This is a genomic window from Alcaligenes sp. PF14, from assembly GCF_037150615.1.
In the GTDB taxonomy this organism is placed as follows: Bacteria; Pseudomonadota; Gammaproteobacteria; order Burkholderiales; family Burkholderiaceae_B; genus Alcaligenes; species Alcaligenes phenolicus.
The window spans coordinates 373,797-398,514 of record NZ_JBAGRS010000003.1 but is presented as its reverse complement, the minus strand read 5'-3'; the positions used below and the strand labels follow the sequence as shown (position 1 = coordinate 398,514).

Annotated in this window: 19 protein-coding genes; 11 read left to right on the top strand and 8 right to left on the bottom strand. The window is 57.6% G+C overall.

What is annotated here, in order from left to right; all coding sequences use genetic code 11:
- The first annotated feature begins 93 nt into the window (after positions 1 to 93).
- The 10 genes from prpC (at position 94) to efp (ending at position 12,156) form a co-directional block, all read left to right on the top strand.
- Positions 94 to 1,257 (top strand): bifunctional 2-methylcitrate synthase/citrate synthase, encoded by a 1,164-nt coding sequence (gene prpC, locus WFM49_RS08855; protein ID WP_336972874.1) that lies wholly within the window; start codon positions 94 to 96, stop codon positions 1,255 to 1,257.
- 88 nt (positions 1,258 to 1,345) lie between these two features.
- Entirely contained in the window at positions 1,346 to 1,747 is a 402-nt protein-coding gene (locus tag WFM49_RS08850; protein WP_009457714.1) for a hypothetical protein, read from the top strand.
- Between the two features lie 11 nt (positions 1,748 to 1,758).
- Positions 1,759 to 2,034 (top strand): GNAT family N-acetyltransferase, encoded by a 276-nt coding sequence (locus WFM49_RS08845; protein ID WP_009457716.1) that lies wholly within the window; start codon positions 1,759 to 1,761, stop codon positions 2,032 to 2,034.
- Between the two features lie 139 nt (positions 2,035 to 2,173).
- Positions 2,174 to 4,759: a bifunctional aconitate hydratase 2/2-methylisocitrate dehydratase gene (gene acnB / locus WFM49_RS08840; protein WP_022983544.1), complete on the top strand. Its 2,586-nt coding sequence runs from the start codon at positions 2,174 to 2,176 to the stop codon at positions 4,757 to 4,759.
- A gap of 321 nt (positions 4,760 to 5,080) precedes the next feature.
- The gene (locus tag WFM49_RS08835; protein ID WP_009457721.1) at positions 5,081 to 6,247 is read left to right on the top strand and encodes a TRAP transporter substrate-binding protein; all 1,167 of its coding nucleotides are present in this window, start codon (positions 5,081 to 5,083) and stop codon (positions 6,245 to 6,247) included.
- Positions 6,248 to 6,385: 138 nt separating this feature from the next.
- A complete protein-coding gene (locus tag WFM49_RS08830; RefSeq protein WP_009457722.1) occupies positions 6,386 to 7,018 on the top strand; it encodes a TRAP transporter small permease subunit in 633 nt (210 codons plus the stop codon).
- Positions 7,015 to 8,937 (top strand): TRAP transporter large permease, encoded by a 1,923-nt coding sequence (locus tag WFM49_RS08825; RefSeq protein ID WP_336972873.1) that lies wholly within the window; start codon positions 7,015 to 7,017, stop codon positions 8,935 to 8,937. The genes WFM49_RS08830 and WFM49_RS08825 overlap by 4 nt, the downstream gene beginning before the upstream one ends.
- A 236-nt stretch (positions 8,938 to 9,173) precedes the next feature.
- Positions 9,174 to 10,385 (top strand): DUF2863 family protein, encoded by a 1,212-nt coding sequence (locus WFM49_RS08820; protein WP_254499595.1) that lies wholly within the window; start codon positions 9,174 to 9,176, stop codon positions 10,383 to 10,385.
- A 1-nt stretch (position 10,386) separates the two neighbouring features.
- Complete coding sequence (gene earP, locus WFM49_RS08815) at positions 10,387 to 11,526, top strand: elongation factor P maturation arginine rhamnosyltransferase EarP (protein ID WP_336972872.1); 1,140 nt, start codon at positions 10,387 to 10,389, stop codon at positions 11,524 to 11,526.
- A 72-nt stretch (positions 11,527 to 11,598) separates the two neighbouring features.
- Positions 11,599 to 12,156: an elongation factor P gene (efp, locus tag WFM49_RS08810; RefSeq protein WP_336972871.1), complete on the top strand. Its 558-nt coding sequence runs from the start codon at positions 11,599 to 11,601 to the stop codon at positions 12,154 to 12,156.
- Positions 12,157 to 12,318: 162 nt separating this feature from the next.
- On the opposite strand, the gene WFM49_RS08805 is transcribed toward efp, so the two are convergent.
- Entirely contained in the window at positions 12,319 to 13,467 is a 1,149-nt protein-coding gene (locus WFM49_RS08805; RefSeq protein ID WP_251196090.1) for an iron-containing alcohol dehydrogenase, read from the bottom strand.
- A gap of 135 nt (positions 13,468 to 13,602) precedes the next feature.
- Entirely contained in the window at positions 13,603 to 15,129 is a 1,527-nt protein-coding gene (gene exaC / locus WFM49_RS08800) for an acetaldehyde dehydrogenase ExaC (protein ID WP_009457732.1), read from the bottom strand.
- Between the two features lie 242 nt (positions 15,130 to 15,371).
- Between exaC and WFM49_RS08795 the strand changes: the two genes are divergently transcribed.
- Complete coding sequence (locus WFM49_RS08795; protein ID WP_336972868.1) at positions 15,372 to 17,252, top strand: sigma-54-dependent Fis family transcriptional regulator; 1,881 nt, start codon at positions 15,372 to 15,374, stop codon at positions 17,250 to 17,252.
- Here the strand turns inward: WFM49_RS08795 and WFM49_RS08790 are convergent.
- The 6 genes from WFM49_RS08790 to WFM49_RS08765 form a co-directional block, all read right to left on the bottom strand.
- Positions 17,203 to 17,679, bottom strand: a complete 477-nt coding sequence (locus tag WFM49_RS08790; RefSeq protein ID WP_022983538.1) for a DUF1178 family protein — start codon at positions 17,677 to 17,679, stop codon at positions 17,203 to 17,205. The two genes, WFM49_RS08795 and WFM49_RS08790, sit on opposite strands and share 50 nt — an antisense overlap.
- Before the next feature lie 87 nt (positions 17,680 to 17,766).
- On the bottom strand, positions 17,767 to 19,452 hold the full coding sequence (locus tag WFM49_RS08785) for an ABC transporter ATP-binding protein (RefSeq protein ID WP_336972866.1): 1,686 nt from the start codon (positions 19,450 to 19,452) through the stop codon (positions 17,767 to 17,769).
- Positions 19,449 to 20,903: an ABC transporter permease gene (locus tag WFM49_RS08780; RefSeq protein WP_336972865.1), complete on the bottom strand. Its 1,455-nt coding sequence runs from the start codon at positions 20,901 to 20,903 to the stop codon at positions 19,449 to 19,451. Before WFM49_RS08780 ends, WFM49_RS08785 begins: the two co-directional genes overlap by 4 nt.
- Positions 20,904 to 20,910: 7 nt before the next feature.
- Positions 20,911 to 21,888 (bottom strand): ABC transporter permease, encoded by a 978-nt coding sequence (locus tag WFM49_RS08775; protein ID WP_009457740.1) that lies wholly within the window; start codon positions 21,886 to 21,888, stop codon positions 20,911 to 20,913.
- Positions 21,888 to 24,074, bottom strand: coding sequence for an ABC transporter substrate-binding protein (locus WFM49_RS08770; RefSeq protein WP_060185705.1), 2,187 nt, complete (start codon positions 24,072 to 24,074; stop codon positions 21,888 to 21,890). The genes WFM49_RS08775 and WFM49_RS08770 overlap by 1 nt, the downstream gene beginning before the upstream one ends.
- Positions 24,068 to 24,640 carry a thermonuclease family protein gene (locus WFM49_RS08765; RefSeq protein ID WP_336972863.1) on the bottom strand — a complete coding sequence of 191 codons (573 nt, stop codon included), beginning with the start codon at positions 24,638 to 24,640 and terminating at the stop codon, positions 24,068 to 24,070. Before WFM49_RS08765 ends, WFM49_RS08770 begins: the two co-directional genes overlap by 7 nt.
- Positions 24,641 to 24,718: the final 78 nt, after the last annotated feature.

Sequence of the window (24,718 nt, the reverse complement as noted above, 5' to 3'; positions counted from 1 at the left end):
CTCCCGCCCGGCCCCTTGACTGGGCCGTCGCGCGGGTAAAACCCCATTCAGCAGCCAGCCTCGTGCTGGCTGCCCAGCAACCAGGAGACCTTTATGAGCAGTACTGAGAACACCCCTAGCACTGGCTTCAAGCCCAAGAAATCTGTTGCCCTGTCTGGCGTTGTTGCAGGCAATACCGCCTTGTGCACGGTCGGTCGCAGTGGCAATGATCTGCACTACCGCGGCTACGATATCTTGGACCTGGCCCAGGCTTGCGAATTTGAAGAAGTGGCTCATTTGCTGATCCACGGCAAACTGCCCAACCGCGACGAGCTGCGCGCGTACAAGCAAAAGCTCAAGCGTCTGCGTGGCCTGCCTCTAGCCCTGCAAACCGCTCTGGAAACCCTGCCTGCCCACAGCCACCCCATGGACGTGATGCGTACTGCCGTGTCGGTTCTGGGCTGCGTGCTGCCTGAAAAAGACGACCACAACCTGCCCGACGCACGCGACATCGCCGACCGTCTGATAGCTTGCCTGGGTTCGGCTCTGCTGTACTGGTACCACTACAGCCACAACGGCGAAATGATTGATGTGCAGACCGACGACGACAGCATCGGCGCGCACTTCCTGCACCTGCTCCACGGCGAGAAGCCATCGGCCGAGTGGGAAAAAGCCATGCATGTCTCGCTGAACCTGTACGCCGAGCACGAGTTCAACGCCTCCACCTTTACCAGCCGCGTTATCGCCGGTACAGGTTCGGATTTCTACTCCGCGATTGCCGGTGCGATCGGTGCCCTGCGCGGTCCCAAGCACGGTGGCGCAAACGAAGTGGCTTTTGAAATCCAGAAGCGCTACGAGAACCCCGATCAGGCTGAAGAAGACATCCGCAAGCGCGTGGAGAACAAGGAAGTCATTATTGGCTTCGGTCACCCCGTCTACACCATCTCCGACCCACGCAACGAAGTGATCAAATCGGTGGCCAAAGAGCTGGCCGTGGCCGATGGCAACACTCGCATGTTCGACATTGCCGAGCGTCTGGAAAGCGTGATGTGGGAAGTGAAGAAAATGTTCCCCAATCTGGACTGGTTCTCGGCCGTGTCCTATCACACCATGGGTGTGCCTACTGCCATGTTCACGCCTTTGTTCGTGATCGCGCGTACGGCTGGCTGGGCGGCTCACATCATTGAGCAGCGCGTGGACAACAAGATTATTCGTCCTACCGCCAACTACATTGGCCCTGAAAACCAGAGCTTTGTGCCTCTGGACCAGCGCCCATAAGTCACAGATCCTGGGCTATTATTTGCCTGTGATCTAACCCACGGCCCCGCTGCATTGCGCACGCGGGGCCGTCTTGCTGGTGACTTCCATGCTCTCTGAATTTGTACGCTACGCCCTGCCGCTGGCCGGCACCTTGATGATTGCCTGTGCCTTGACCAGTCTGGTCTCCGGTGCGTATTTACTGCTTTTCAATTTGCGCCGCAGCAACCAGGTGTTGCGTCATCCCTATCTGGATCAGTACCCCTGGGAAAAACTCAGTTTTTCGCTGAAGGCAGGCGTACTGCTGGATTATTTTTTACGTCTGAATTTCCCCAAACGCCAAAGCTCGCTGTTTGGCAATGCCAATCGTCTGCTCAAGCACGTACAGCCCGACGACGTTCCCATGGGCGTCAAATGGCCCCTGATGGGACTGTGGGGCGGCTGCTTTCTGGGCATGATCGCCATGCTGGCTGTTTGGATTCTGATCGCCCTGCACTCCAACCCCACTTGAAGGAGCCTGCCATGACTACCGAGATCCACCACGACCCGCAAGCGCGTCTGTTTTACTGCGACATTGAAAACCGCCGCAGCGTGATCGAATACGAACTGGACGATGCTGTCATGAGCATCACCCACACCCGTGTGCCGCCCGAGCTGGAAGGCCGCGGCATTGCGGGGCAACTGACCCGCTTCGCATTGGAAACAGCAAAAAACCAACAGTGGAAAGTACGCCCTGTTTGCAGCTATGCCGTGGTCTATTTCCGCCGTCACCCTGAATACGCCGACTTGCTGGCCTGAGCCCGATAACAGTCAGCTTCTCGTAAGTCTTATATAAGATATAAGACCATTGCTTCGCTGCGCGCTTCAAATTACAATTGGGGCAACACGCGATTTATTGCATTTTCATATCAACCATTTACCGATAGGCACCCGCACTATGCTGGACTCTTACCGCGAACATGTTGCCGAGCGCGCTGCTCTGGGCATTCCCCCGCTGCCTTTGTCGGCTCAGCAGACCGCCGAGCTGATCGAGCTCATCAAGAACCCACCTGCCGGTGAGGAAGCATTTCTGGTCGACCTGCTGACGCACCGCGTCCCCGCCGGTGTGGACGATGCTGCCAAAGTGAAAGCCTCCTACCTGGCCGCCATCGCGCTGGGCACAGAAACCTGTGCTTTGATCAGCCGCGAGCGTGCCACTGAGCTGCTGGGAACCATGCTGGGTGGCTACAACATCAGCCCGCTGATCGATCTGCTGGATTCGCCTGAACTGGGTCAGATCGCCGCCAACGGCCTGAAAAACACCCTGTTGATGTTTGACTCTTTCCACGACGTTCAGGAAAAAGCCGAAAAAGGCAATGCCTTTGCAAAAGAAGTGCTGCAAAGCTGGGCCGACGGCGAGTGGTTCACCAGCCGTCCTGAAGTTCCAGAAAGCCTGACCGTGACCGTTTTCAAAGTCACCGGCGAGACCAACACGGACGATCTGTCCCCCGCCCCTGACGCCTGGAGCCGCCCGGACATTCCGCTGCACGCTCTGGCCATGCTGAAGAACCCGCGCCCAGGTATCGAACCTGAAGAGCCCGGCAAGAAAGGTCCTGTCAGCTTTATCGAATCCCTGAAAGAAAAGGGCCACCTGGTTGCCTACGTGGGCGACGTGGTCGGTACCGGTTCTTCGCGTAAATCGGCCACCAACTCCGTGTTGTGGTTCACCGGCGAAGACATTCCTTTCGTTCCCAACAAGCGCTTTGGTGGCGTGTGTCTGGGCAGCAAGATTGCTCCTATCTTCTACAACACCATGGAAGATGCCGGCGCTTTGCCTATCGAACTGGACGTTTCCAAAATGGAAATGGGCGACGTGGTGGAACTGCGTCCCTACGAAGGCAAGGCCTTCAAGAATGGCGAACTGATCTCCGAATTCCAGGTCAAGTCCGACGTCCTGTTTGACGAAGTGCGCGCCGGTGGCCGTATTCCCCTGATCATTGGCCGTGGCCTGACCACCCGTGCTCGCGAAGCACTGGGTCTGCCCCCAACCACCCTGTTCCGCCTGCCACAAAGCCCTGCCGACTCCGGTAAAGGCTTCTCCCTGGCCCAGAAGATGGTTGGCCGTGCTTGCGGTCTGCCTGAAGGCCAGGGCGTGCGTCCCGGTACCTACTGCGAACCACGCATGACCACCGTTGGCAGCCAGGACACGACTGGCCCAATGACTCGCGACGAACTGAAAGACCTGGCTTGCCTGGGTTTCTCGTCCGATCTGGTAATGCAGTCCTTCTGCCACACCGCTGCTTACCCCAAACCTGTTGACGTTAAGACTCACCACGAACTGCCTGCTTTCATCAGCACACGCGGTGGTGTTTCCCTGCGTCCAGGCGACGGTATCATCCACTCCTGGCTGAACCGCATGTTGTTGCCCGATACCGTGGGCACTGGCGGCGACTCGCACACCCGTTTCCCTATCGGCATCAGCTTCCCCGCTGGTTCCGGTCTGGTGGCCTTTGCCGCTGCTACCGGCGTGATGCCTCTGGACATGCCAGAATCCGTGCTGGTGCGCTTCAAGGGCGAAATGCAGCCCGGCGTCACCCTGCGTGACCTGGTTAACGCCATTCCTCTGTACGCCATCAAGCAAGGCTTGCTGACCGTGGAAAAAGCCGGCAAGAAGAACATCTTCTCCGGTCGCATTCTGGAAATCGAAGGTCTGCCCAACCTGAAGATCGAACAGGCTTTCGAGCTGTCCGACGCTTCGGCCGAGCGCTCCGCTGCTGCATGTACCGTGCGCCTGAGCAAAGAGCCCATCATCGAATACCTGAACAGCAACATCACGCTGCTCAAGTGGATGATTGCCAATGGCTACGAAGACGAGCGCACTATCTCCCGTCGTATCAAGGGCATGGAAGCCTGGCTGGCCAACCCGGAACTGCTGGAGCCCGATGCAGACGCTGAATACGCCGCTGTGATCGACATCGATCTGGCTGAAATCCACGAACCTATCGTGGCTTGCCCGAACGACCCAGACGACGTGAAGACGCTGTCCGACGTGTCCGGCACCGTGATCGACGAAGTGTTTATCGGTAGCTGCATGACCAACATCGGTCACTTCCGTGCCGCTTCAAAGCTGCTGGAAGGCAAGCGCGACATTCCAACCCGTCTGTGGGTCGCTCCTCCGACCAAGATGGACCAGCAACAGCTGAGCGAAGAAGGCCACTACGGCGTTCTGGGCGTAGCTGGTGCTCGTATGGAAATGCCCGGTTGCTCGCTGTGCATGGGTAACCAGGCACAGGTTCGCGAAGGCGCCACCGTCATGTCCACCAGCACCCGTAACTTCCCCAACCGTCTGGGCAAGAACACCAACGTGTTCCTGGGTTCGGCTGAACTGGCTGCCATCTGCTCGCGTCTGGGCCGCATCCCGACCCGCGAAGAGTACCTGGCCGACATGGGCGTTCTGCAAGCCAATAGCGAAGACATCTATCGCTACATGAACTTCGACCAGATCGAAGAGTTCAAGGAAATTGCTGACTCCGTAGGTCTGTAAGCCCTAGCGCTTGCAAAAAACGCCTTCGCCGCTTCATGCGGCGAAGGCGTTTTTCTTTGCCTGTTTGAAATGACTTCCCTCTCAAGAGGCCTGTAAAAAGCCTGTTCAGCACAGCCCACCCGTCGCTAAAGGTGCACTCACTCACGCTTATCTGCCCACGGGTATACCCCTATCATCATTGTGGTTACTCCTTATGTACGGCCAGTGTTCGAATCGCATATAAAGCTGAAAGCAAACTGAAAGAAAACTGAAATAACGCTGAAAAATCAGATTGCTGCAGTTTGCTCTCGAACGCTCACAGCCACTTCGGAGACACACCCCATGAGAAACAGGATCAAAAAAAGCACCGCGCCTCAAGCACAAACTGGCGCATCCCGGCGCAAGTTCCTGAGCGGTGCTGCAGCCGGCACCGCGGCTGCAGCAACGATGGGCTTTCCTGCCATCGCTCGCGCGCAGGGTCCCATCAACTTCCGCTTCCAAAGCACTTGGCCCACCGTCGACATCTTCCACGAATTCGCTCTTGATTTCGCCAAGAAGATCAACGACATGACCGGTGGAGATCTGAAAATCGAAGTTTTGCCCGCAGGGGCTGTTGTACCGGCCTTTGGCCTGCTGGATGCCGTCTCCAAGGGAACGCTGGACGGGGGCCACGGCGTGCTGGGTTACAACTACGGCAAGCAGAACGCCCTGGCCTTGTTTTCGTCAGGACCGGCCTTCGGCATGGACGCCAATATGGTCCTGGCATGGCACAAGTATGGCGGTGGCAAGGAGCTACTGGCCAAGCTGTACGATGCCATCGGTGGCAATGTCGTCTCCTTCCTGACCGGCCCGATGCCCACGCAACCGTTCGGCTGGTTCAAAAAGCCCATCACCAAGACAGAAGACCTCAAGGGTCTGAAGTTCCGCACCAATGGCCTGGCTATCGACCTGTTCACTGAAATGGGCGCGGCCGTCAATGCTTTGCCGGGCGGTGAAATTGTTCCGGCACTGGACCGCGGCCTGCTCGATGGTGCGGAGTTCAACAACGCCGCCTCGGACCGCGCTCTGGGCTTTCCGGACGTGTCCAAGGTCTGCATGTTGCAAAGCTTTCACCAGGCTTCAGAAACCTTCGAGATCATGTTCAACAAGGACAAGTACAACGCCTTGCCGACACAGCTGAAGGCCATCGTCGACAACGCCGTGGAGGCCGCATCGGCCGACATGTCCTGGAAAGCAGTTGACCGTTACTCGCAGGACTACCAACGCCTGCAAAAGGAAGACGGCGTCAAATTCTACAAAACGCCCGACACCATTCTGCAGCAACAACTGGTCGTCTGGGACCAGATCGTCGCCAAGAAGGCCGAGACCAACCCCCTTTTCAAGGAAATCGACGCATCGCAACGAGCGTTCGCGGCACGCGCCATGGCGTGGGACATGGACACCAACAATAACCGCCGTATGGCCTACAACCACTACTTCGGTCGCAAGGCTCCCCAAGCCAAGAGCTGACCCCTAACGGCAATTGCACTGCGTCATCCCGTCCAGCCGGATGTGGATGACGTCTCCTTCCCCACTCCAGGCCGGCCGCGCCCCAAGCCGCAGCCGACACGCATCAGACCCTTTCCGCGCTAGCAAGGTGAACCTACCATGCAGAAAATTCTGGTCTTTATCGACCGGTTCAATACGTGGATAGGCCAGTTGTTCGGCTGGCTAGTCCTGGCATTGACCCTGTTCGTTTCCTTCGAGGTCTTCTCTCGATACGTACTCTCCAACCCACACGCCTGGGCCTTTGACATGATGAACATGCTGTACGGTGGCCTGTTCATGATGGCCGGTGCCTACACGCTCTCCAAGAACGGCCATGTGCGCGGGGATGTGCTGTACGGCTTTTTTCCACCCCGCCTGCAGGCAGCCCTGGATCTGATCCTGTACATCCTGTTCTTCATCCCTGGTGTGGTCGCCATGTTCTGGGCCGGTTACTACTTCGCAGCCGAGTCCTGGGCCATCACGGAGCACTCCAATATCACGGCAAACGGACCGCCCATCTACCCGTTCAAGGCCATCATCCCGCTGGCCGGTTTCTGCCTTCTGCTGCAAAGCTTCGTGGAAATGGTGTACTGCGTACGCTGCCTGCGAGACGGAAAATGGCCTTCGCGCGACAAGGACGTTGAGGAAGTCGATGTCGACAAGCTCATGGATATGGTGGACGTCAAAAGCGATGACATTGAGAAACTGGATGCCTTTGTCACAGGCGACGGCAAGAAAGGGAGTCCAACATGAGAAAAGAAATCTGGTTCGGGCTCACCATATTGATCGGGATTGTCCTGAGCATTGCCATCTTCATGCCAGCGCCAGCAGACATGAGCAACGGCCATTTGGGCTTGCTCATGCTGGCGCTGATTGTCGTCACTATCATGCTGGGCTTTCCCACTGCCTTCACCCTGATGGGGATGGGGGTGATCTTTACCTGGCTGGCCTATCGCGACATGGGCACGCAGCAAGCAATCCAGCAGACCCTGGACCTGATGGTTCTGCGCACCTACGCCGTCATGACCAACGACGTACTAATTGCGGTGCCTCTGTTCATCTTCATGGGTTACCTGGTTGAACGCGCCAACCTGATCCAGAGCCTGTTCCAGGGCATGCACCTGGCCATGGCACGAATTCCAGGTTCGCTGGCAGTAGCCACCATTGCCACCTGCGCCATCTTTGCCACGGCCACGGGCATTGTGGGGGCAGTGGTGACTCTGATGGGGCTACTGGCCATGCCCGCCATGCTGCGAGCGGGCTACAGCGTACAGCTAACGGCTGGCTCCATTACCGCTGGGGGCTGCCTGGGCATTTTGCTGCCCCCCTCCGTACTCCTGATCCTGTACGGCGCCGTCGCGGGTGTCTCGGTCGTGAAACTGTATGCCGGGGCCTTTTTCCCCGGCCTGATGCTGGCTGTCCTGTACGTGGTGTACGTCATCATTCTGGCCAGGCTCAAGCCCAGTGTCGCGCCTCCGCTTTCCGCGGAAGACCGGATCGTGCCTCTGCCAGCCTTCGCACAAACCATCAAGGAGACCATTACAGACCGTGCTGTACCCGGCCTGATCAACGCCATGAAGGGGCCTCGCAACGTCGACGTGCCCATGAAGCTGCTGGTCAAGAATCTGGCCGTGGCCTTGCTGCCCGCTGTGATCTTCATCGCTGTCATGGGCTTTAGCTATCAGTCGGTCACTGCACCTAAAGTAGCCGAGCACTACGAGCTGCAGGAAATGGGCGGCGGTTTCAATAACTTCGACAGTGACTACAGTGGCGGTGGGCTGGCAGAACCTCCGGGTGCTGGCGGTTTATCCGAACCTGACGGCAGCGAGCCACTCGTGGCGCTGGGTGCCAGCGAACCGGGCGCAGAAGCTCCCGCAGCTGCAGCAGAGGCAGCCGAAGAAACAACTACGACAGAGCGCCAAGCCGCGCCAATGACATTCTGGATCTTTCTGATCGTGGGCAGTCTGGCCTTGTTGTGCTACTACGCCATGCTGAACTTCGCACGGCTGGAAATCTTCAAGATGCTGCTCAGCTCCTTCTTTCCGCTGACCATGCTGATCCTTGCCGTGCTGGGCAGTATTATCGCTGGCCTGTGCACTCCCACCGAGGCGGCGGCCTTGGGTGCCTTGGGCGGCATCCTGCTGGCCTTCGCCTATCGCCGCTTGAATTTCTCCATGGTGCGCGAATCGGTGTACCTCAGCGCCAAGACCAGTGCCATGGTCTGCTGGCTGTTCGTCGGTTCCAGTATTTTCTCGGCCGCCTTCGCCCTGCTGGGTGGTCAGGAACTGATCAATGGCTGGGTGCTGTCCATGGATCTGACACCCATCCAGTTCATGATCCTGGCGCAGATTGTTATTTTCCTGCTGGGTTGGCCGCTGGAATGGACAGAGATCATCATCATCTTCATGCCCATCTTCCTGCCACTGCTGGCGCACTATCAGATCGACCCCCTGTTCTTCGGCCTGCTCGTCGCCCTGAACCTGCAAACCGCATTCCTGTCACCACCGGTTGCCATGTCGGCTTTCTACCTGAAGGGCGTCTCGCCACCCCATGTCACCCTGAACCAGATTTTCCTGGGCATGATGCCCTTCATGGGTATCCAGATCCTGGCGATCATCATCCTGTATCTGTTCCCCGGCATCGGCCTGTGGCTACCTAGCGTGTTGTACTGATCGCAACCTGCCAACATCGGACCGGGCCCGACACCTCCCCCGCTATCACAGGGGAGGCGCCGGGTGCATGGAGGCGGCCCCTCGCGTACATGCCTGATAAGTCACAAATTATCGCCAGCCTCTATTTTGCAAGCACCAGAACTCTACCAGCCATCCCCTAGGGGCTACCCTCATTCACACACCCCGGTCGTGGCAAAGGGTAAACTAGCTTGTCCCTCTCTCGGTTTTGTATGTCCATGTCGCAACTCAATTCCAAACTGCTCGCCCAACAACCCAAAGAAATCCAGCGTCTGATCAATTACACCGACGCACTGGTACGTTCCGGCTCGCAGATCGAAGATCGCTATTGGCAAGGGCTGACCGCTCAATTGCTGGACAAGCTCTATAGCGGGCGCCGCAATACAGCGGTTGAACAGACACTGGAACTGCTGGGCAGCCAGCAACAAAACCAGCATTACGAAATCCTGATGGAACTGGCCGAGTCCCACGCCGAATGCCAGCAAATCGAGCATGACGGCGTGCTGTACGACGCCCTGCTGTTTTCAGCCCCGCTGACCGCCTGGACACGCTATCAACTTCCTCAGGGAATCCTGAAACCCCAGCAACACAAGGAACTGGAAGAGGCCTTGCGCGCCACAGTTCTGGCCGAAGGCACGATGTGCGCTCTGCTGCCCAATCTGGTCAATTACGACGAGATGCCGCAGACCTACCAGCAGGCTTACGCCTGGACGCGCAGCCTGACCGCGCAAGCCCTGGGCCGCAGCCAGGAGCCTGCTCCACTGAACAAACCCGAAGAAGCCAGCAGCCTGTTGGCCGACGCCCGCTTTCTGGTTGGTGTGGTTATGGCTCCGGTCGGTCAGCCCCTGTTTCGCTGGCAGCAATCCAGCGACAATCTGCAAGCCGACCATCTGCGCTGGGTAGAGCAATGGGTGGAGCGTTACTCCGCCATCGTCACACCGTTATTTACCGGCTGCCAGCTGCAGTTCCTGGCTCCCAACGCTTATTACGTCAATAACCGCGAGTCGGACCGCGAGATTCGCCCACTGGCCCTGAAGGCCGGTATCACCTGGCTGCAAACAGCCGTGAAGCTCTCGCCCGACCATTTGCGTGCGGTCATCGTTGCTTGCGGTGAAGAACAAGTGGAAGAATATCGCGTGGGCTTTAGCACCATTTCCTCGCCCACCGTGATTTATGGCTGTATCTGGCCTGTATTGAGCCAGGAAGAGGCCGAGTCCTCTTTCCACAGCGACGACCATATCGACATTCCGGACGTGATTGCCGCCCTGCTCAGCACCCTGGGTCTGGTCCAGATTCAGCGCCTGCCCGGCCTGCACTCCACCGAGACCTGCGACGATTGCAACGCGCCCTTCTTCCCGGACATCAACGGCGAGATGCAGCACCCGGAACTGCCGGACGAAATCGATCTGGACCCCGTACAGCTGCACTAAATTGAACACCGCTACTGCTGCCCAACCTGTATCCATAGACCTGTTTTGCCGTGTTATCGACAATCTGGGGGATATAGGCGTGTGCTGGCGGCTGGCCCGTCAGTTAGCTGCCAAACCCGAGGTCGCCCAGCTACGCCTGTGGGTAGATGATCTGCACAGCTTCAGCCGTATCCAGTCCGAAATTCAAAGCGAACGGCAAAGCCAGCAACTGCAGGGCGTAGATATTGAGCATTGGCACGACGCGCGCCAAGAATACCCCGCAGCACATCCCTTCGTGATCGAGGCCTTTGCCTGCGAACCGCCCGAAGCCATGACACGGCAACTGACGGCAGATAGCCATGTGTGGATCAATCTGGATTACCTGAGCGCCGAACCCTGGGTACAGGGCTGCCACGGCCTGCCCTCCCCACAAGCCGGTGGTGCGAACAAATATTTTTTCTTTCCCGGCTTTGTCCCGCAAACAGGGGGGCTGCTGCGTGAAAGCGATCTGCTGGCCCGTCGCGATGCCTTTCAACAGGACGATGTCGCCTACCAGGCCATGCTGAGTCGTCTGGGCGTGGCGCAGGAGCACATTCAAGCCCTGCTCCAGGGCGAGATGCAGCAAATGTTCCTGTTCTGCTATCCCGATGCGCCCGTCCTGGCTCTGCCCGAAGTGCTATCCACGCTAAAGCAGAAAACCCTGCTGCTGGTGCCCGAGTCTGTTGCCCAAGGTATCCCGGATCTGGAGCAAGGCCACTTGCAAGTTCAGCGCATCCCCGCCGTGAATCAGGCCGATTTTGATGCCCTGCTCTGGCGTAGCGCACTGAATATTGTACGTGGCGAGGACTCCCTGGTACGCGCCATCTGGGCCGCTCAGCCCATGCTGTGGCAGCCTTACGTACAGGAAGAACAGGCCCATCTGGACAAGCTGCAAGCCTGGCTGGATACCGGCAATTTGCCCGAGCCAGTTCAAGCCCTGCATCTGGCCTGGAGCAGTGCCGATCAGGCCGGTGCCGCCACTGCCTTGAGCCGCTGCCTGGAACCCCAGGTGTTGCGTCTATGGCAACAAGAAGCCCGTGCTTATAGTGAAAAACTGGCTGAACAAGCCGATTTGGCCAGCAGTTTGCTGAGTTTTTACACCCAAGTCGCCCGAAAACGCTAAAATAACGGATTACCTCTTAAAAGCTCCCTGACACTGCGTTTGGCGGAGCCTGTCCCATTCGGAGTTTTTTTAATGAAAACCGCACAAGAACTGCGCGTTGGTAACGTCGCTATGGTTAATGGCGACCCTCTGGTCGTTCAGAAAACGGAATACAACAAATCCGGTCGCAACTCCGCCGTTGTCAAATTGAAGTTCAAGAACCTGCTGACCGGCTCGAACAGCGAAGCCGTGCACAAAGCTGACGAAAAATTTGAAGTGGTTCAGCTGGAAAAGCGCGAATGCACTTACTCCTACTTTGCTGACCCCATGTACGTCTTCATGGACGAAGAGTACAACCAGTACGAAATCGAAGCTGAAAGCATGGGCGACGCCCTGAACTACCTGGAAGAAAACATGTCCGTTGAGGCCGTTTTCTACGAAGGCCGTGCTATTTCGGTTGAACTGCCCACCATCATCGTGCGCGAAATCACCTACACCGAACCTGCCGTGAAAGGCGATACCTCCGGTAAAGTGCTGAAGCCTGCCAAGATCAACACGGGCACCGAAATCAGCGTGCCTTTGTTCTGCAATATCGGTGACAAGATCGAAATCGACACCCGCACTGGCGAATACCGCAGCCGCGTGATGTAAGAAAGACGTCGTGCCGCCCAGTGCGGTACGCGCAAAAAAGGGGCTGTTTTTACAGCCCCTTTTTCCTGCCTGCCATTTTACTAAAAATACTGTGCAACCGAGAAAGAGGCAGTATTAACTTAACACCAAAATACATATCTGCCCCTTGCTCTTAGCACAGCATTACCTCACCCCAAACGCCTCCTCAAAAATCCCCATAATCGTCTTCTTGTCCGTCTGAATCGGATTAGTCGCACCGCACACATCCTTAAGCGCGTTATCTGCCAGCACCGAAAAATCCTCCCGCTTCACACCCAGCTCTTCCAGCGACTTCGGAATCCCCACAATATCCGCCAGCTTTTTAATCGCTGCGATAACATCCAGGCCTTTCAGATCTGGATTGTTATCTGATAGCAGCTTGCCGATTTCATTCAGGCGTTCCCCCGCCACCTGCATATTGAAAGCCTGCACATGCGGCAGCAGCAGGGCATTGCAGACACCGTGGGGCAGATCGTAGAAACCGCCTAGCTGGTGCGCCATGGCGTGAACATAGCCCAGCGACGCGTTATTGAATGCCATCCCTGCCAGGAACTGCGCATAGGCCATTTGTTCACGGGCTTTCTTGTTATGCGGCTCACGCACAGCAACGGGCAGGTATTTAGCGATCAGCTCGACCACTTTCACCGCACAGGCGTCGGTGATGGGGGTGGCGATTGTGGAAACGTAGGCTTCAACTGCGTGGGTCAGTGCATCCATGCCAGTAGCAGCAGTTAGCGATGCGGGCATGCCTTCCATCAGGTCGGAGTCGTTCACTGACAGGAACGGGGTGATGTGGCGGTCGATGATTGCCATTTTTACGTGGCGGGTTTCATCAGTAATGATGGTGAAGCGCGTCATTTCCGACGCGGTGCCTGCTGTGGTGTTGATAGCCAGCAGTGGCAGTTGCGGTTTGGCGGATTTATCTACGCCTTCATAGTCTGCAATCTTGCCGCCGTTACTGGCGACCAGCGCAACGCCTTTGGCACAGTCATGCGACGAACCACCACCAAGGGACACGATCAGGTCTGCGCCGTGCGCTTTCAAGGCATCCAGGCCAGCATTCACATTACCAACGGTAGGATTAGGCTGCACCTGATCAAAAATCGCGGTATTGATGCCTTGTGCAATCAGCTTGTCAGCCACCAGTTTCGCCATACCCAGCTTGGCCAAATCGGCATCAGTAATGATCAGAGCTTTTTTGAAGCCCATTTTCCCGACAATGGGCATGGCCTGATCCAGTGCGCCGGGGCCAAGAATATTGTGCGAGGGGATAAAGAATTCCGAGACTGTCATGGTGCGTATTCCTTATTAATGATCGAAGAAATTCCTTGCGGCCCTGTGGGATAAACACATAGCAAGCGCGCAAGGAGGGCATCCCCCCATATTGCATGGGGGGAGGTCTGACAACACTACGAATAGATCAAAGGATCAGAAGAAGCCCAGGGCGTTCGGGCTGTAGCTGACCAGCAAGCACTTGGTTTGCTGGTAGTTATTGAGGGCCATCTTATGGGTTTCGCGGCCGATACCGGATTGCTTGTAGCCACCGAAAGCGGCGTGAGCAGGATACAGGTGATAGCAGTTGGTCCAAACTCGGCCAGCTTCAACGCCACGGCCTACGCGGTAGGCACGCGAGCCGTCGCGGCTCCAGACTCCAGCACCCAGGCCAAACTCGGTGTCGTTGGCGATGGCAATGGCTTCTTCTTCGTCCTTGAAGGTGGTCACAGCGGCCACCGGTCCGAAGATTTCTTCCTGGAAGGTACGCATGCTGTTTTTACCCAGCAGCATGGTTGGGCTGATGTAGTAGCCATTATCCAGGCCTTCACCCAGACGATTGCGTTCGCCGCCAGTCAAGGCTTGTGCGCCCTCTTCCCGACCGATATTGATGTAGCCCAGGATGCGCTCCATCTGTTTCTCGGACACCTGCGCGCCCACCATTGTCCCGGCATTGAGCGGGTTGCCGGTCTGAATACGTTTGACTCGCTCCACGGCACGCTCGATAAAGCGCTCGTAGATGGATTCCTGAATCAGGATACGCGATGGGCATGTGCAAATCTCGCCCTGGTTCAGGGCAAACATGCTCAAACCTTCCAGGGCTTTGTCCAGGAAGGCATCATCAGCCTGCATCACGTCTTCAAAGAAGATGTTGGGGCTCTTGCCGCCCAGCTCTACCGTAGCGGGGATCAGGCGGTCAGCTGCGGCGTGCAGGATTTCTCGGCCGACGGGGGTGGAGCCAGTGAAGGCGATTTTGGCGATGCGCTTGGAGTTGGCCAAGGCATGGCCTGCTTCTTTACCGTAGCCAGTGACGACGTTCAGTACGCCAGCGGGCAGCAGATCGCCGATGATTTCCATCAGCAGCAAAATGGAAGCGGGGGTTTGCTCGGCGGGTTTCAGGACGATAGGGCAACCGGCGGCCAGGGCAGGAGCCAGTTTCCAGGCGGCCATCAGTAGCGGGAAGTTCCAGGGGATGATCTGGCCGACCACGCCGATAGGCTCGTGGAAGTGGTAGGCAACCGTGGTGCTGTCCACATCCGAAATACTGCCTTCTTGTGCGCGCAGGCAACCGGCAAAGTAGCGGAAATGGTCGACGGCCAAAGGCAAGTCAGCCGCGCGGGTTTCACGGATGGGTTTGCCATTGTCGATCGTTTCGGCAACCGCCAGACGTTCCAGGTTTTGTTCGATACGGTCAGCAATGCGCAACAGCACAGCGGAGCGCTCGGCAGGCGGGGTATTGGCCCACTGGTGGCGCACCTTGTGCGCGGCGTCCAGAGCCAGGTCAATGTCCGCTGCACCCGAGCGGGCTACCTGGCAAAACACCTGCCCGGTGACGGGCGAGACGTTATCAAAGTATTCGCCTTCGACCGGCGGCACCCAACGTCCACCAATGTAGTTGTCGTAACGGGATTTGAACGGGAATTCCAGATCCAGGCCCATGGATTTGAGATCGGACAGATTCATGATGTCTCCTTATTGATTTAGTTCGGTGCCACAAGACGTGCACCGCAGGGAAAGGTTAGGGGTGCCTTTGTCCTGTTTTAACTAAAGCAAATAACGTGCCAAACTACCTAGCGATTGTCCCGACTCGATCCTGAGCTCGCCCGCCTCCATAATGGAACGACCTCCAGTCGCAGGCTGCGACAGCTACTGTCGCAAAACGCGAGCACTGTCGCAGAATGCGACACCCCTCCCGGAGCACACTCATGACTTCTCTACACTCGTTTTGCCCGCAGACCAACGAAACCATGTGGCGTCAGTCCTGGGAACGCTGTCAGACGATGGAGTCGGAGTTAAGCGCGGAACCCAGAGACATGAGCCAAGGTGCGCTGCGACAGTTGCTGGAACAACAGCATCACCTGTTGCATCACTCCTCGGCGGCGGTACAGGATCTGGCGGCGCTGGTGCACCCGCATCGCAGTCTGGTTTTATTGTGCGACGCACAAGGCACGGTGTTGCAACAGGCGGGGGACCCGCACTTTCTGCAGCGGGCCGAACAGGTTGCCTTGCGTGCGGGTGTGAGTTGGGCGGAGAACCATCGCGGCACCAATGCTATTGGCACAGCTCTGGTCTGCGCACAGCCCATCAAGATTCACGGCAGCCAGCACTATTTGCCTGACAACCGGATTCTTAGCTGCCACGCCGCCCCCATTTACGACCCTTACGGCCAGATTATTGGAGTGCTGGATATCTCCGGGCCTTCAGAACTGGAACATCACTACGCGCTGGATTTGGCACAGCTGTACGCCCGCCAGATCAGCCGCCAGATGCTGGAGTCACTGTGCACGCCATCGCGCCGTCTGCTGCATCTGCATACAGACCCCAGCCTGCTCAATAGTGCTTTTAGTGGTCGACTGGTTCTGGAGGACGACACCATTGTGGCTGCCGATGAGTTGGCCGCCCGCATGTTGCGCCAGGACTGGCAGGAGCTACCCGGCCAGGACTTAAGTTCAGTACTGGAACAGGCAAAAAGCACGAGTCGACCCGTAACGCTGCACCTGAGCACGGCCGCTAAAACCCCGGCTCCGGCCCGCGCGGTACAGGCTCGGACCGAGACAGCAGAAGCAACACAACTACTGTCCCCTCAACAGGAAAAGGCGCTGGAACCGGCGTTGCGAGCCATGCAAATGGGCCTGTCCATCTTGCTCAGCGGCCCCAGCGGCTCGGGCAAAGAGCGTATGGCGCGTGAGCTGCATCGCCGTCACAAGTCGCAGTCCGGTCCTTTTGTGGCGATTAACTGCGCCGCCCTGCCCGAAACCCTGATCGAAGCCGAGTTGTTCGGGTATGAGGCCGGTGCGTTTACGGGTGCGCGCCGTCAGGGCTATGCAGGCAAATTGCGTCAGGCCCATGGCGGAGTGCTGTTTCTGGATGAAATTGGCGATATGCCAGTGGGTTTGCAAAGCCGTCTGCTACGGGTTCTGCAAGAGCGCGAGGTGCAGGCACTAGGTTCGGAACGCACACACAGGCTGGACTTCCAGCTGATCAGCGCCAGCCATCAACCGCTGGAAAAGCTGGTGCGTGATGGCCGCTTCCGTGCCGACCTGTACTTCCGGCTGCAAGACTATATCTGCACAGTCCCCAGCCTTAGAGAGCGCAACGATCTGGGCGACTATATTTCCAAAGAACTGGCTATTCTGGCACAAGGCCAGGCTGCTCCACAGCTACATCCCGAAGCACTGCAAATACTGCAAGACTACGACTGGCCGGGCAATTACCGCCAGTTGCGATCAGTGCTGCTGCAAATCATTGTGCAAGATTCTCCGGGACGGCTCTGGTTGGCCCAGGACCTGCCTGCCTTGCCGTGCTTGAATGCAGAACACCCGGTGCTGGTCCAAGAGCCTGCCATCCCGGAGGTCCGGAGCATGACGGAAACCAGCTCCCTTGACTCCCCCAAGCCACAAACCCTGAAGGAACAGGAATACGCTGCCGTGCAGCAGGCTTTGAAACAGCATCAGGGAAATATTTCACAAGCGGCGCGCGCCTTGGGACTGCATCGCAGTACCTTGCACCGCAGGCTGAAAGAGATGTCCCAGTTATTTACTGCAGGCGGTCATCATCCAGAAAGTCCGGAATCGGCATGGCAATAATGCCGTCGTCGGCCAGTTCCTGATACTCCTGCACCGTGGCCTGACCACGGATTGCGCGCGGCTCAATGTCGCCCTCGTGCATGCGCCGTGCTTCCTGGGCAAACTGGGTGCCCACATCGTCTGACTTGCGTATCACCGAACGCAGCTCTTGTAAAAGCTGACCTTGAATCGCCCGCATTTGCGCTTCGGTAGGCATGGTTGAAGGCAAGGGAGGCGGAACTGGAGCACTGGCAGGGGCGCCAAGGCTTTCCTGCGCACCTACATTGATACGTGGAGCCGAAAGTTTGCGTTTGACCTCGTGGCTGTCGCAGACGGGGCAACACAAAAGCCCGCGACTGATCTGCTCATCGTAACTTTCGCGTGAGCTAAACCAACCCTCGAACACATGGCCGTGTTCGCATTCAAGATCAAAAACCTTCAGACTCATAATGTGTTTATCAATGGGCGGACAGACCGCCGTATTGTGACATAGAAGTGCCGGACTAAATATGGCAAGTCCGGCATGTGGCGCGGCTTAACGGGGAACAGCGGCCAGCAGACGCTGCGTCAAATTTTCCTGCGGATGGAACAGAACGTGCTGTGCGCTGCCCTGCTCCACGATGCGTCCCTTGGCCATGATAGCAATTCGATCGGCCAGGTACTCCACAACCCCGAAATTATGGGTAATGAACAAATAAGCCAGCCCCAGTTCCATTTGTAACTCACGCATCAAGTCCAGAATCTGCGCTTGTACGGACACGTCCAAGGCCGAGGTGGGTTCATCGCAAATCAGAACGGCGGGCTCTACCGCCAAGGCACGGGCAATAGCGATGCGCTGACGTTGCCCGCCGGAAAACTCATGTGCGTAACGATCCAGGGCATTCTTGGGTAGACCGACTTGGTCCACTAAAGTTTCAATTCGTTTACGACGCGCCTTGGTGTCCAGCTCGGGACGCAGCGCGGTCAGGCCTTCCAGGAGAATATCCCCCACCATCATGCGCGGATCCAGCGACCCATAGGGATCCTGAAAAATGATCTGCAAACGTGAGCGCAGTTGCCGCAAGGCCTTGCCTTTCACTTGCAAGACGTTCTGCCCCTGCATCTGCACCTGCCCGCTGATCTGAGCCTGATGATCCAGCAAGCGCATCAAAGTACGTGCGACCGTGCTTTTACCGCAGCCCGACTCGCCGACCAAAGCCAGGGTTTCGCCCTTGTACAGTTGCAGGCTCAAGTCTTTGACCACGGGAATGACAGGCAGGCGTCGCCACCAGGAGCCAGCCTGCTTATAGGAAACAGACAAGCCCTGAATATCCAGCACCAGCTCTTTGCCGCTATTGCGCGGGGGGACTGCTTCAATAGGCGCAGGGGCACGGGACAAGGGACGCCCACGTTTCTCAAAAGTGGGAATGGCATTGAGCAATTCACGAGCATAAGGATGGCTAGGGCGTAAAAAGAACTGGCTTGCCAGCCCGGCTTCCACTATTTGTCCGTGCCGCATCAAGGCCACATAATCGGCATACTGTTTGACCAGCAGCAAATCGTGCGTAATCAGCAAGATAGCCAGGCCCATCTCTTTCTGTATATCGGCCAACAACTGCAGAATCTGCGCCTGAACCGTTACATCCAGCGCGGTGGTTGGCTCGTCAGCCACCAGCAAATCAGGTTCCGCCGCCAAGGCAATGGCAATCATGATGCGTTGCTTCTGGCCGCCGGAGAACTGGAATGGAAAGTCATCGTAACGCTGTGCGGCACCGGGGATGCCGACTCGCTCCAGCCATTTGATGGCCCTTGCCCTTTCCTGCCCCGCAGGAGCCACACCATGACGACGAATCACCTCGCTGATCTGCCGGCCAATGGACATGACCGGATTCAGACTGGTAGACGGCTCCTGAAAAATCACGCTGATGCGTTTACCGCGCACATCCTGCATTTGCTGTTCAGGCAGAGGCGGCAGTTCCAACCCGTCCAAGGCAATTTGACCGGACTGCATCCAGGCGGCTTCGGGCAAGAGGCGCAGGATCGCCATGGCCGTCATGCTTTTGCCGCAGCCGGACTCCCCCACCAAGGCAAAGGTTTCACCGCGCTGCACGGCCAAAGACAGATTACGCACCACACTTTGCACACCGGCATCGGACTGCACACGCAGTTCCAGACCCTCGATACTCAGCACGGCAGGCGTTGCAGCGGGCTTCACGGCGGAGACATTTTCAAGCTCGCTCATACCTTGGCTCCTCCTGGACGACGTACTCGCAAAGCCTTGAAGCGACGAGTACGAGGGTCAAACGCCGTTTGCACCGCATCGGCAAAAATGTTCGCAGACAGAACCAAACCCAGCATCATCACAAAAGCCCCGGCCAGGCCCCACCAGATGATCGGGTCGCGGGACAGCTCGCTACGGGCGGCGTCAATCATGCGCCCAAAGGATGGCATGCTCGGGTCCACACCAATACCCAGATAAGACAGCACAGCTTCGTACAGCACCAGGCCGGAGAACTCCAGAATCAGGGTGATCAGCACAATGTGCATGACGTTAGGCAGCAGGTGACGGAACATGATGCGCAGATGACCGACACCAAAGGCTTGGGCTGCCTGAACGTAGTCCAGCTCGCGCAGCTTCAACACCTCGGCCCGCAGCAGGCGACACAGGCCCGCCCAGCCCGTTAAACCCAGAATCAGGCACAGCATGAACAAACGCAGGTCTGCGCGAGCGGCCACGGTGTCGAAGCTGTCGGGATGGGTATCGATATAGACCTGCATCATCAACACGCAAGCGGCGATCAGCAGCACGCCAGGGATGGAAGTCAGCGTGGTGTAAATGTATTGAATGACATCATCCACCCAGCCCCGGAAGTATCCAGCGGCCAAGCCCAGAATGATGGCAGGTGGCAGCATGGCGAAGGTGGTCAAGGTGCCAATCACCAAAGCCGTGCGCACGCTTTTCAAGGCTTGCCAGATGATGTCGTTACCCGTGCGATCCGTGCCCAGCACGTAGTAATTCGCGCTCAGGCTCAGCACCAGGCATAGCAGTATCACCAGCACACAGGCGCTGAACCAGACCAGTCGCCAATTCACCAAGCCCTGCCCTTGCCACCAATAACGCCAAGCCGCGCCCCAACCCGGCTCCATGGATTGCTTGCGCCCCCAAAGCGTCAGCAGAACAGCCAGTAGCACACTGCCCAGCACCCCCCAGGCCAAACCTTTGGCGCCTAGCTGCAAAATATCGTATCTATGCGCGGCAGGCGTATCCATACCCACCCCGGCATTGACCAGACGCGGAAAGTCCCGCACGGGCTTGCCATCTATCAGCATGCTTTCTTTGGTCAGTTGAAAGCGGGCCAAGGGAGCAGAATAGGTTTTTTCCACCTCGGCCAGCCCGGCTTTCTTCAGAATATCGTCCAGCGCAGAGCGGGCGACGGGGGCATAGCTGGCTGTGCTGGCTTCCTGCCCAGGGGCAGCCGGCAATAAAGGCCGGTAGTGAATGGAGTCCAGTAAACCGATCAGCAGGAAAAAGACCAGAAAAACAGCAGCGCACATGGCCGAGGGCGTACGTGCCACACTGGCCCAGGCCGAGCGCAAGGCAGGCCGCTTGACGACGCGCCAGGTGTAGAGCGCCATGGCCAGAAACAGTGCCAGCACAAAGGTATCGGTCCAGAGAAAGACGAACTGTGGCATGGCGGGCTCAACTAAAACGAATGCGGGGGTCAACCAGGGTGTAGGAGATATCGGCCAGAATCAAACCAGCGATATAAAGCATTGATCCTAAAAACACCATGGCACGCACAATGGAGAAGTCCTGGGCATTGATGGCATCAATGGTGAAGCTGCCCAGACCCGGAATACCAAAAAAAGACTCGGAAATCAGGCTGCCCATGAACAGCAAGGGCAAGGCAGAGACGGTGCCCGTCAGAATGGGCAAGAGCGCATTGGGCAAAACGTGGCGGAACAGGACGGTGGATTCCGCCAGCCCCTTGGAGCGCGCCGTACGCACATAATCACGGCTGGCCTCTTCCAGGAACAGGCTGCGGTAAAAGCGGGATTCTGCGCCGATGCGCGACAAAATCCCCACCAGCACCGGCAAGACCAGAAAGCGCCAGTTATCCATCCCTTCCACCCAGCCCGAAAACGGCACCCAGCGCAGCACCCGTGCAAACAGCCATTGCCCGGCAATGATGTAGAACAGGCCCGAAATGGACATCAACACGACGCACAGCACAACGGCTGAAAAATCCAGTCGGGTTCCCCGAAAGAACACCATCAGCAAGGCAAAACTGATGCACACCCATAAGCCCAAAAAGAAGGTCGGCAAGGCCAGCGCCAAACTGGGCCCCATACGTTGCTTGATCTGATAGGCAATATCCTGCCCCTGGTCGGACAAGCCAAAATCCAGGCGCAACAAAGGAACCGAGCGCTCGTAGAAAATCGTGTCGGTAAAGGTTTTGGAGCCTTCCGCTTGCGCGTTATAAAACAACGGCTTGTTATAACCGCGCTCTGCCTTCCAGTTTTCAATGGCCGTCTGGCTGACGCGCTGCCCACCAATGGACAAACGGGCCATATCGTCAGGCGTGTTCACGGCAAAGAACAGCACAAAGGTCAGCAGATTGACCCCTATCAGAATCAGCACGCCATACAGAATGCGCCGCAGCATATAGGAAAACATCAGTCTTTCTCCTTGCGCAGAGCCACATGGCGACGACGCGCCTGAGCCTGCGAGCGCACCACCCACACCAGAATCAAGGCCAGCAAGCCCAGCGGAATGGCGGGCCACCAGACGGGGCGGTTCCAGCGATCAATGCGCTCCACACGCTGTTCGGGGTCGATACGGTAATACTGGATGCTGTCGCGCACCATCATGGACGGCTTGGCATTGCGCACCCAGCTTTGGTAGGCTCCACCCGCATTGGGCACATAGCCAAACATCCAGGGGGCATCATGCTGGACCAGATGGATCATCTGCTGCACCACCGCCTGCTTGTCCGGGCCGTCGTTCAGAAAGCGCATTTGCTCATACAGGCGATCAAACTCCGCGCTTTGGTAATTGGCGGCGTTTTCACCACCAAAATCCTTCTTGGCCTGGGGGCCATACAGCAAGGTGAAGAAGTTTTCGGCATCCGGGTAGTCGGCTACCCAGCCCCACAGAAATAGCTGTGCCGCGCCCCGCTTCATCTTGTCCTGAAAGCGGTTGTAATCGGTAGCGCGCACCTCCAGCTGCAAGCCTACCTGGGCCAGCTGACGGCGCATCCAGTCCACCGTGGCATCCGAGCCCATACCCATCATGGAGTCGTAATACAGAATCAGGGGCTTGCCGGTACGGCTGTCCCGTCCATCGGGATAGCCCGCCTGTCGCAGCAAATCACGCGCTTCGTCCAGACTGCGGCGTTTCACCACGCCATTGTCCTTGGTGTAGACATAAGGGTTGGCACCCTGGGGCAGCGGCTGATAGCCCGGCACGCCAGGCGGCAAAGGACTATGCGCGGCTTCCCCTTGGTCATTCATGAAAATGGAAACGTACTGCTCCCAGTCGAACACAATGCTGATGGCCAGGCGCAGCTTGCGGTTTTTCTCGAACTGCTCGGGCGTATCGCCCTGACCGACCACCGGATCGTGCCAGTTAAAGCCCATATAAAACAATTGCGCTTCAGGTGCCGTGCGCAATTGCAGGCCGCGCTCCTGATACAGATTGGCTTTGTCGACCGAGTCCTGCGCGGCCACTGTCATGGCGACACCGTACTCGCCCCGCTCCACCTGCGGAATGTCGTAATAGCCCTGCAGGAACTTGCCCATCAAGGGGACGCCCTCTTTTTCCAGAGAGAACACCACTTTGTCCAGAAAAGGCATGGGTTTGCCGCAATCTTCCAGTAAACCAGCAGCCTGGTCGCCGGGCTCGCCCACACAAGGGTATGGCTCCCCCCGGTAATTGGGGTTACGGCTCAGAACGTGACGGCGATTGGTCAGGGATTCCGTCAGCATGAATGGGCCTGTGCCCACGGGCCAGCTATCCAGTGTCAGATTGTGCTGCGCCATGCGCGGCTGGCTATAAAAGCGCTCGGCCTCCCAGGCCATGGGCGCGGTAAAGGTCATGGCCAGCCAGTACTTGAACTGTGGGTACTTGCCATTCACCTCGATGCGCAAGGTGTGTTTATCCAGCGCTCGCACACCCGGCAAGGTGTAGGGCCGCAAATCCAGCCACTGTGGGCGCGGCTCCTGCTTGTCGATACGGGCCAGCTCTTCACTGAACTCCTTGAAGCCCCGGATGTGCTCGGCCATCACACCCAGCACAGGAGAGGCCAAGCGCGGGCTGGCCAAACGCTTGAAGGCGTAAACGTAATCGTGAGCCGTCAGCTCGCGCGAGCCGGTATGGGCGAAGTCGGCAATGCTGAAAGCATCGTTCAGGTCCGGCGCCCGCATGGGGTAATAGCGGTACTCGCCCTGTTCATCCAAGGCAAAGGCCGGATGCGGCTGAAAGCGAATGCCTTGCTTGATGGGAATATCGTAACGGCTGACTGCCACCTGCTCGCCCGGCACATCAGCAGGCAAACGATTACCCTGCTCATCAAGGTATACAGGCTCTACCAGCTCGGCCGCCGCCTTGGGAATCAGGCGGTAGGGACGGTCCAGATAGTGATAGCCGTACAGCGGCTCATAAATCGAATACGTAAACGGTGTCTCGTCACCGGAGTAGGACAAAGCCGGGTCCAGGTGATTGGGGGAGCGGGTCGTGAACGCGCTGTAGAGCGTGTTTTCTGCTGCGCTGCCTTCCTGATAAGGGCTGTTAACGGGTTTGGAGCAAGCTGCCAATCCGACGCACAACAGGGCCAGCCCCATCCGCCGCAAAGGGCTTAGCATTGCCCTTGCTGCCAGCAGTCATAACGCCATTTCCATGGCGGGACAGGACTGGGCTCTGACCAGATGCCTACACCGGCTTCCTTGGCTTCGCGCTCCAGCTGATCAATACGAGGGTCGCGCAGGAAGCGGCCGCGTTTTTCACGATTGGCCATGGCCATTCCAGCCCGTACCAGTTTCTGGTTGGCGGTTTCGCCATCGGCCAAAGGCACATCGCATACAGCGCGACCGTGGCGGTCGCGCTCATAGCAAGACAGGGTCAAATGTTTACCGGAAACCAAATCCGACAGGAAGCGCCGCGAGGCCACCGCAAAGGGCTGGCCGGGCCGACGGCTGTCTTTGGTGGTTTCGGGAGCATCGATACTGGCCAGACGCACGCGCACCTGCCTGTTATTGCTGGGCAAAATCGTCAGCGTATCGCCGTCGGCCACCCGCACCACGCGCCCTGTCAGCTCGAAGTCTTGAGCCTGAACAGGCAAGGCCCAGACAGCCATCACAGCCGTCAAGCCAGCACAAACGGCTGTGCGCCGCGTCAAAGAAGAAAAGCTGGACAGGGAAAACACAGTCATGATGCGGACAACACTCCAGGCGGGTAGCAGAAACTAGGCTAACAAATTATAGATACTGCGCACCGCCTGTCCAGAGCA

Bases quoted from the DNA above. Each gene is read 5' to 3' on its own strand.
- prpC (WP_336972874.1), top strand. From the start codon at position 94: ATGAGCAGTACTGAGAACACCCCTAGCACTGGCTTCAAGCCCAAGAAA.
- WFM49_RS08850 (WP_009457714.1), top strand. From the start codon at position 1,346: ATGCTCTCTGAATTTGTACGCTACGCCCTGCCGCTGGCCGGCACCTTG.
- WFM49_RS08845 (WP_009457716.1), top strand. From the start codon at position 1,759: ATGACTACCGAGATCCACCACGACCCGCAAGCGCGTCTGTTTTACTGC.
- acnB (WP_022983544.1), top strand. From the start codon at position 2,174: ATGCTGGACTCTTACCGCGAACATGTTGCCGAGCGCGCTGCTCTGGGC.
- WFM49_RS08835 (WP_009457721.1), top strand. From the start codon at position 5,081: ATGAGAAACAGGATCAAAAAAAGCACCGCGCCTCAAGCACAAACTGGC.
- WFM49_RS08830 (WP_009457722.1), top strand. From the start codon at position 6,386: ATGCAGAAAATTCTGGTCTTTATCGACCGGTTCAATACGTGGATAGGC.
- WFM49_RS08825 (WP_336972873.1), top strand. From the start codon at position 7,015: ATGAGAAAAGAAATCTGGTTCGGGCTCACCATATTGATCGGGATTGTC.
- WFM49_RS08820 (WP_254499595.1), top strand. From the start codon at position 9,174: ATGTCGCAACTCAATTCCAAACTGCTCGCCCAACAACCCAAAGAAATC.
- efp (WP_336972871.1), top strand. From the start codon at position 11,599: ATGAAAACCGCACAAGAACTGCGCGTTGGTAACGTCGCTATGGTTAAT.
- WFM49_RS08805 (WP_251196090.1), bottom strand. From the start codon at position 13,467: ATGACAGTCTCGGAATTCTTTATCCCCTCGCACAATATTCTTGGCCCC.
- exaC (WP_009457732.1), bottom strand. From the start codon at position 15,129: ATGAATCTGTCCGATCTCAAATCCATGGGCCTGGATCTGGAATTCCCG.
- WFM49_RS08795 (WP_336972868.1), top strand. From the start codon at position 15,372: ATGACTTCTCTACACTCGTTTTGCCCGCAGACCAACGAAACCATGTGG.
- WFM49_RS08790 (WP_022983538.1), bottom strand. From the start codon at position 17,679: ATGAGTCTGAAGGTTTTTGATCTTGAATGCGAACACGGCCATGTGTTC.
- WFM49_RS08785 (WP_336972866.1), bottom strand. From the start codon at position 19,452: ATGAGCGAGCTTGAAAATGTCTCCGCCGTGAAGCCCGCTGCAACGCCT.
- WFM49_RS08780 (WP_336972865.1), bottom strand. From the start codon at position 20,903: ATGCCACAGTTCGTCTTTCTCTGGACCGATACCTTTGTGCTGGCACTG.
- WFM49_RS08775 (WP_009457740.1), bottom strand. From the start codon at position 21,888: ATGTTTTCCTATATGCTGCGGCGCATTCTGTATGGCGTGCTGATTCTG.
- WFM49_RS08770 (WP_060185705.1), bottom strand. From the start codon at position 24,074: ATGCTAAGCCCTTTGCGGCGGATGGGGCTGGCCCTGTTGTGCGTCGGA.
- WFM49_RS08765 (WP_336972863.1), bottom strand. From the start codon at position 24,640: ATGACTGTGTTTTCCCTGTCCAGCTTTTCTTCTTTGACGCGGCGCACA.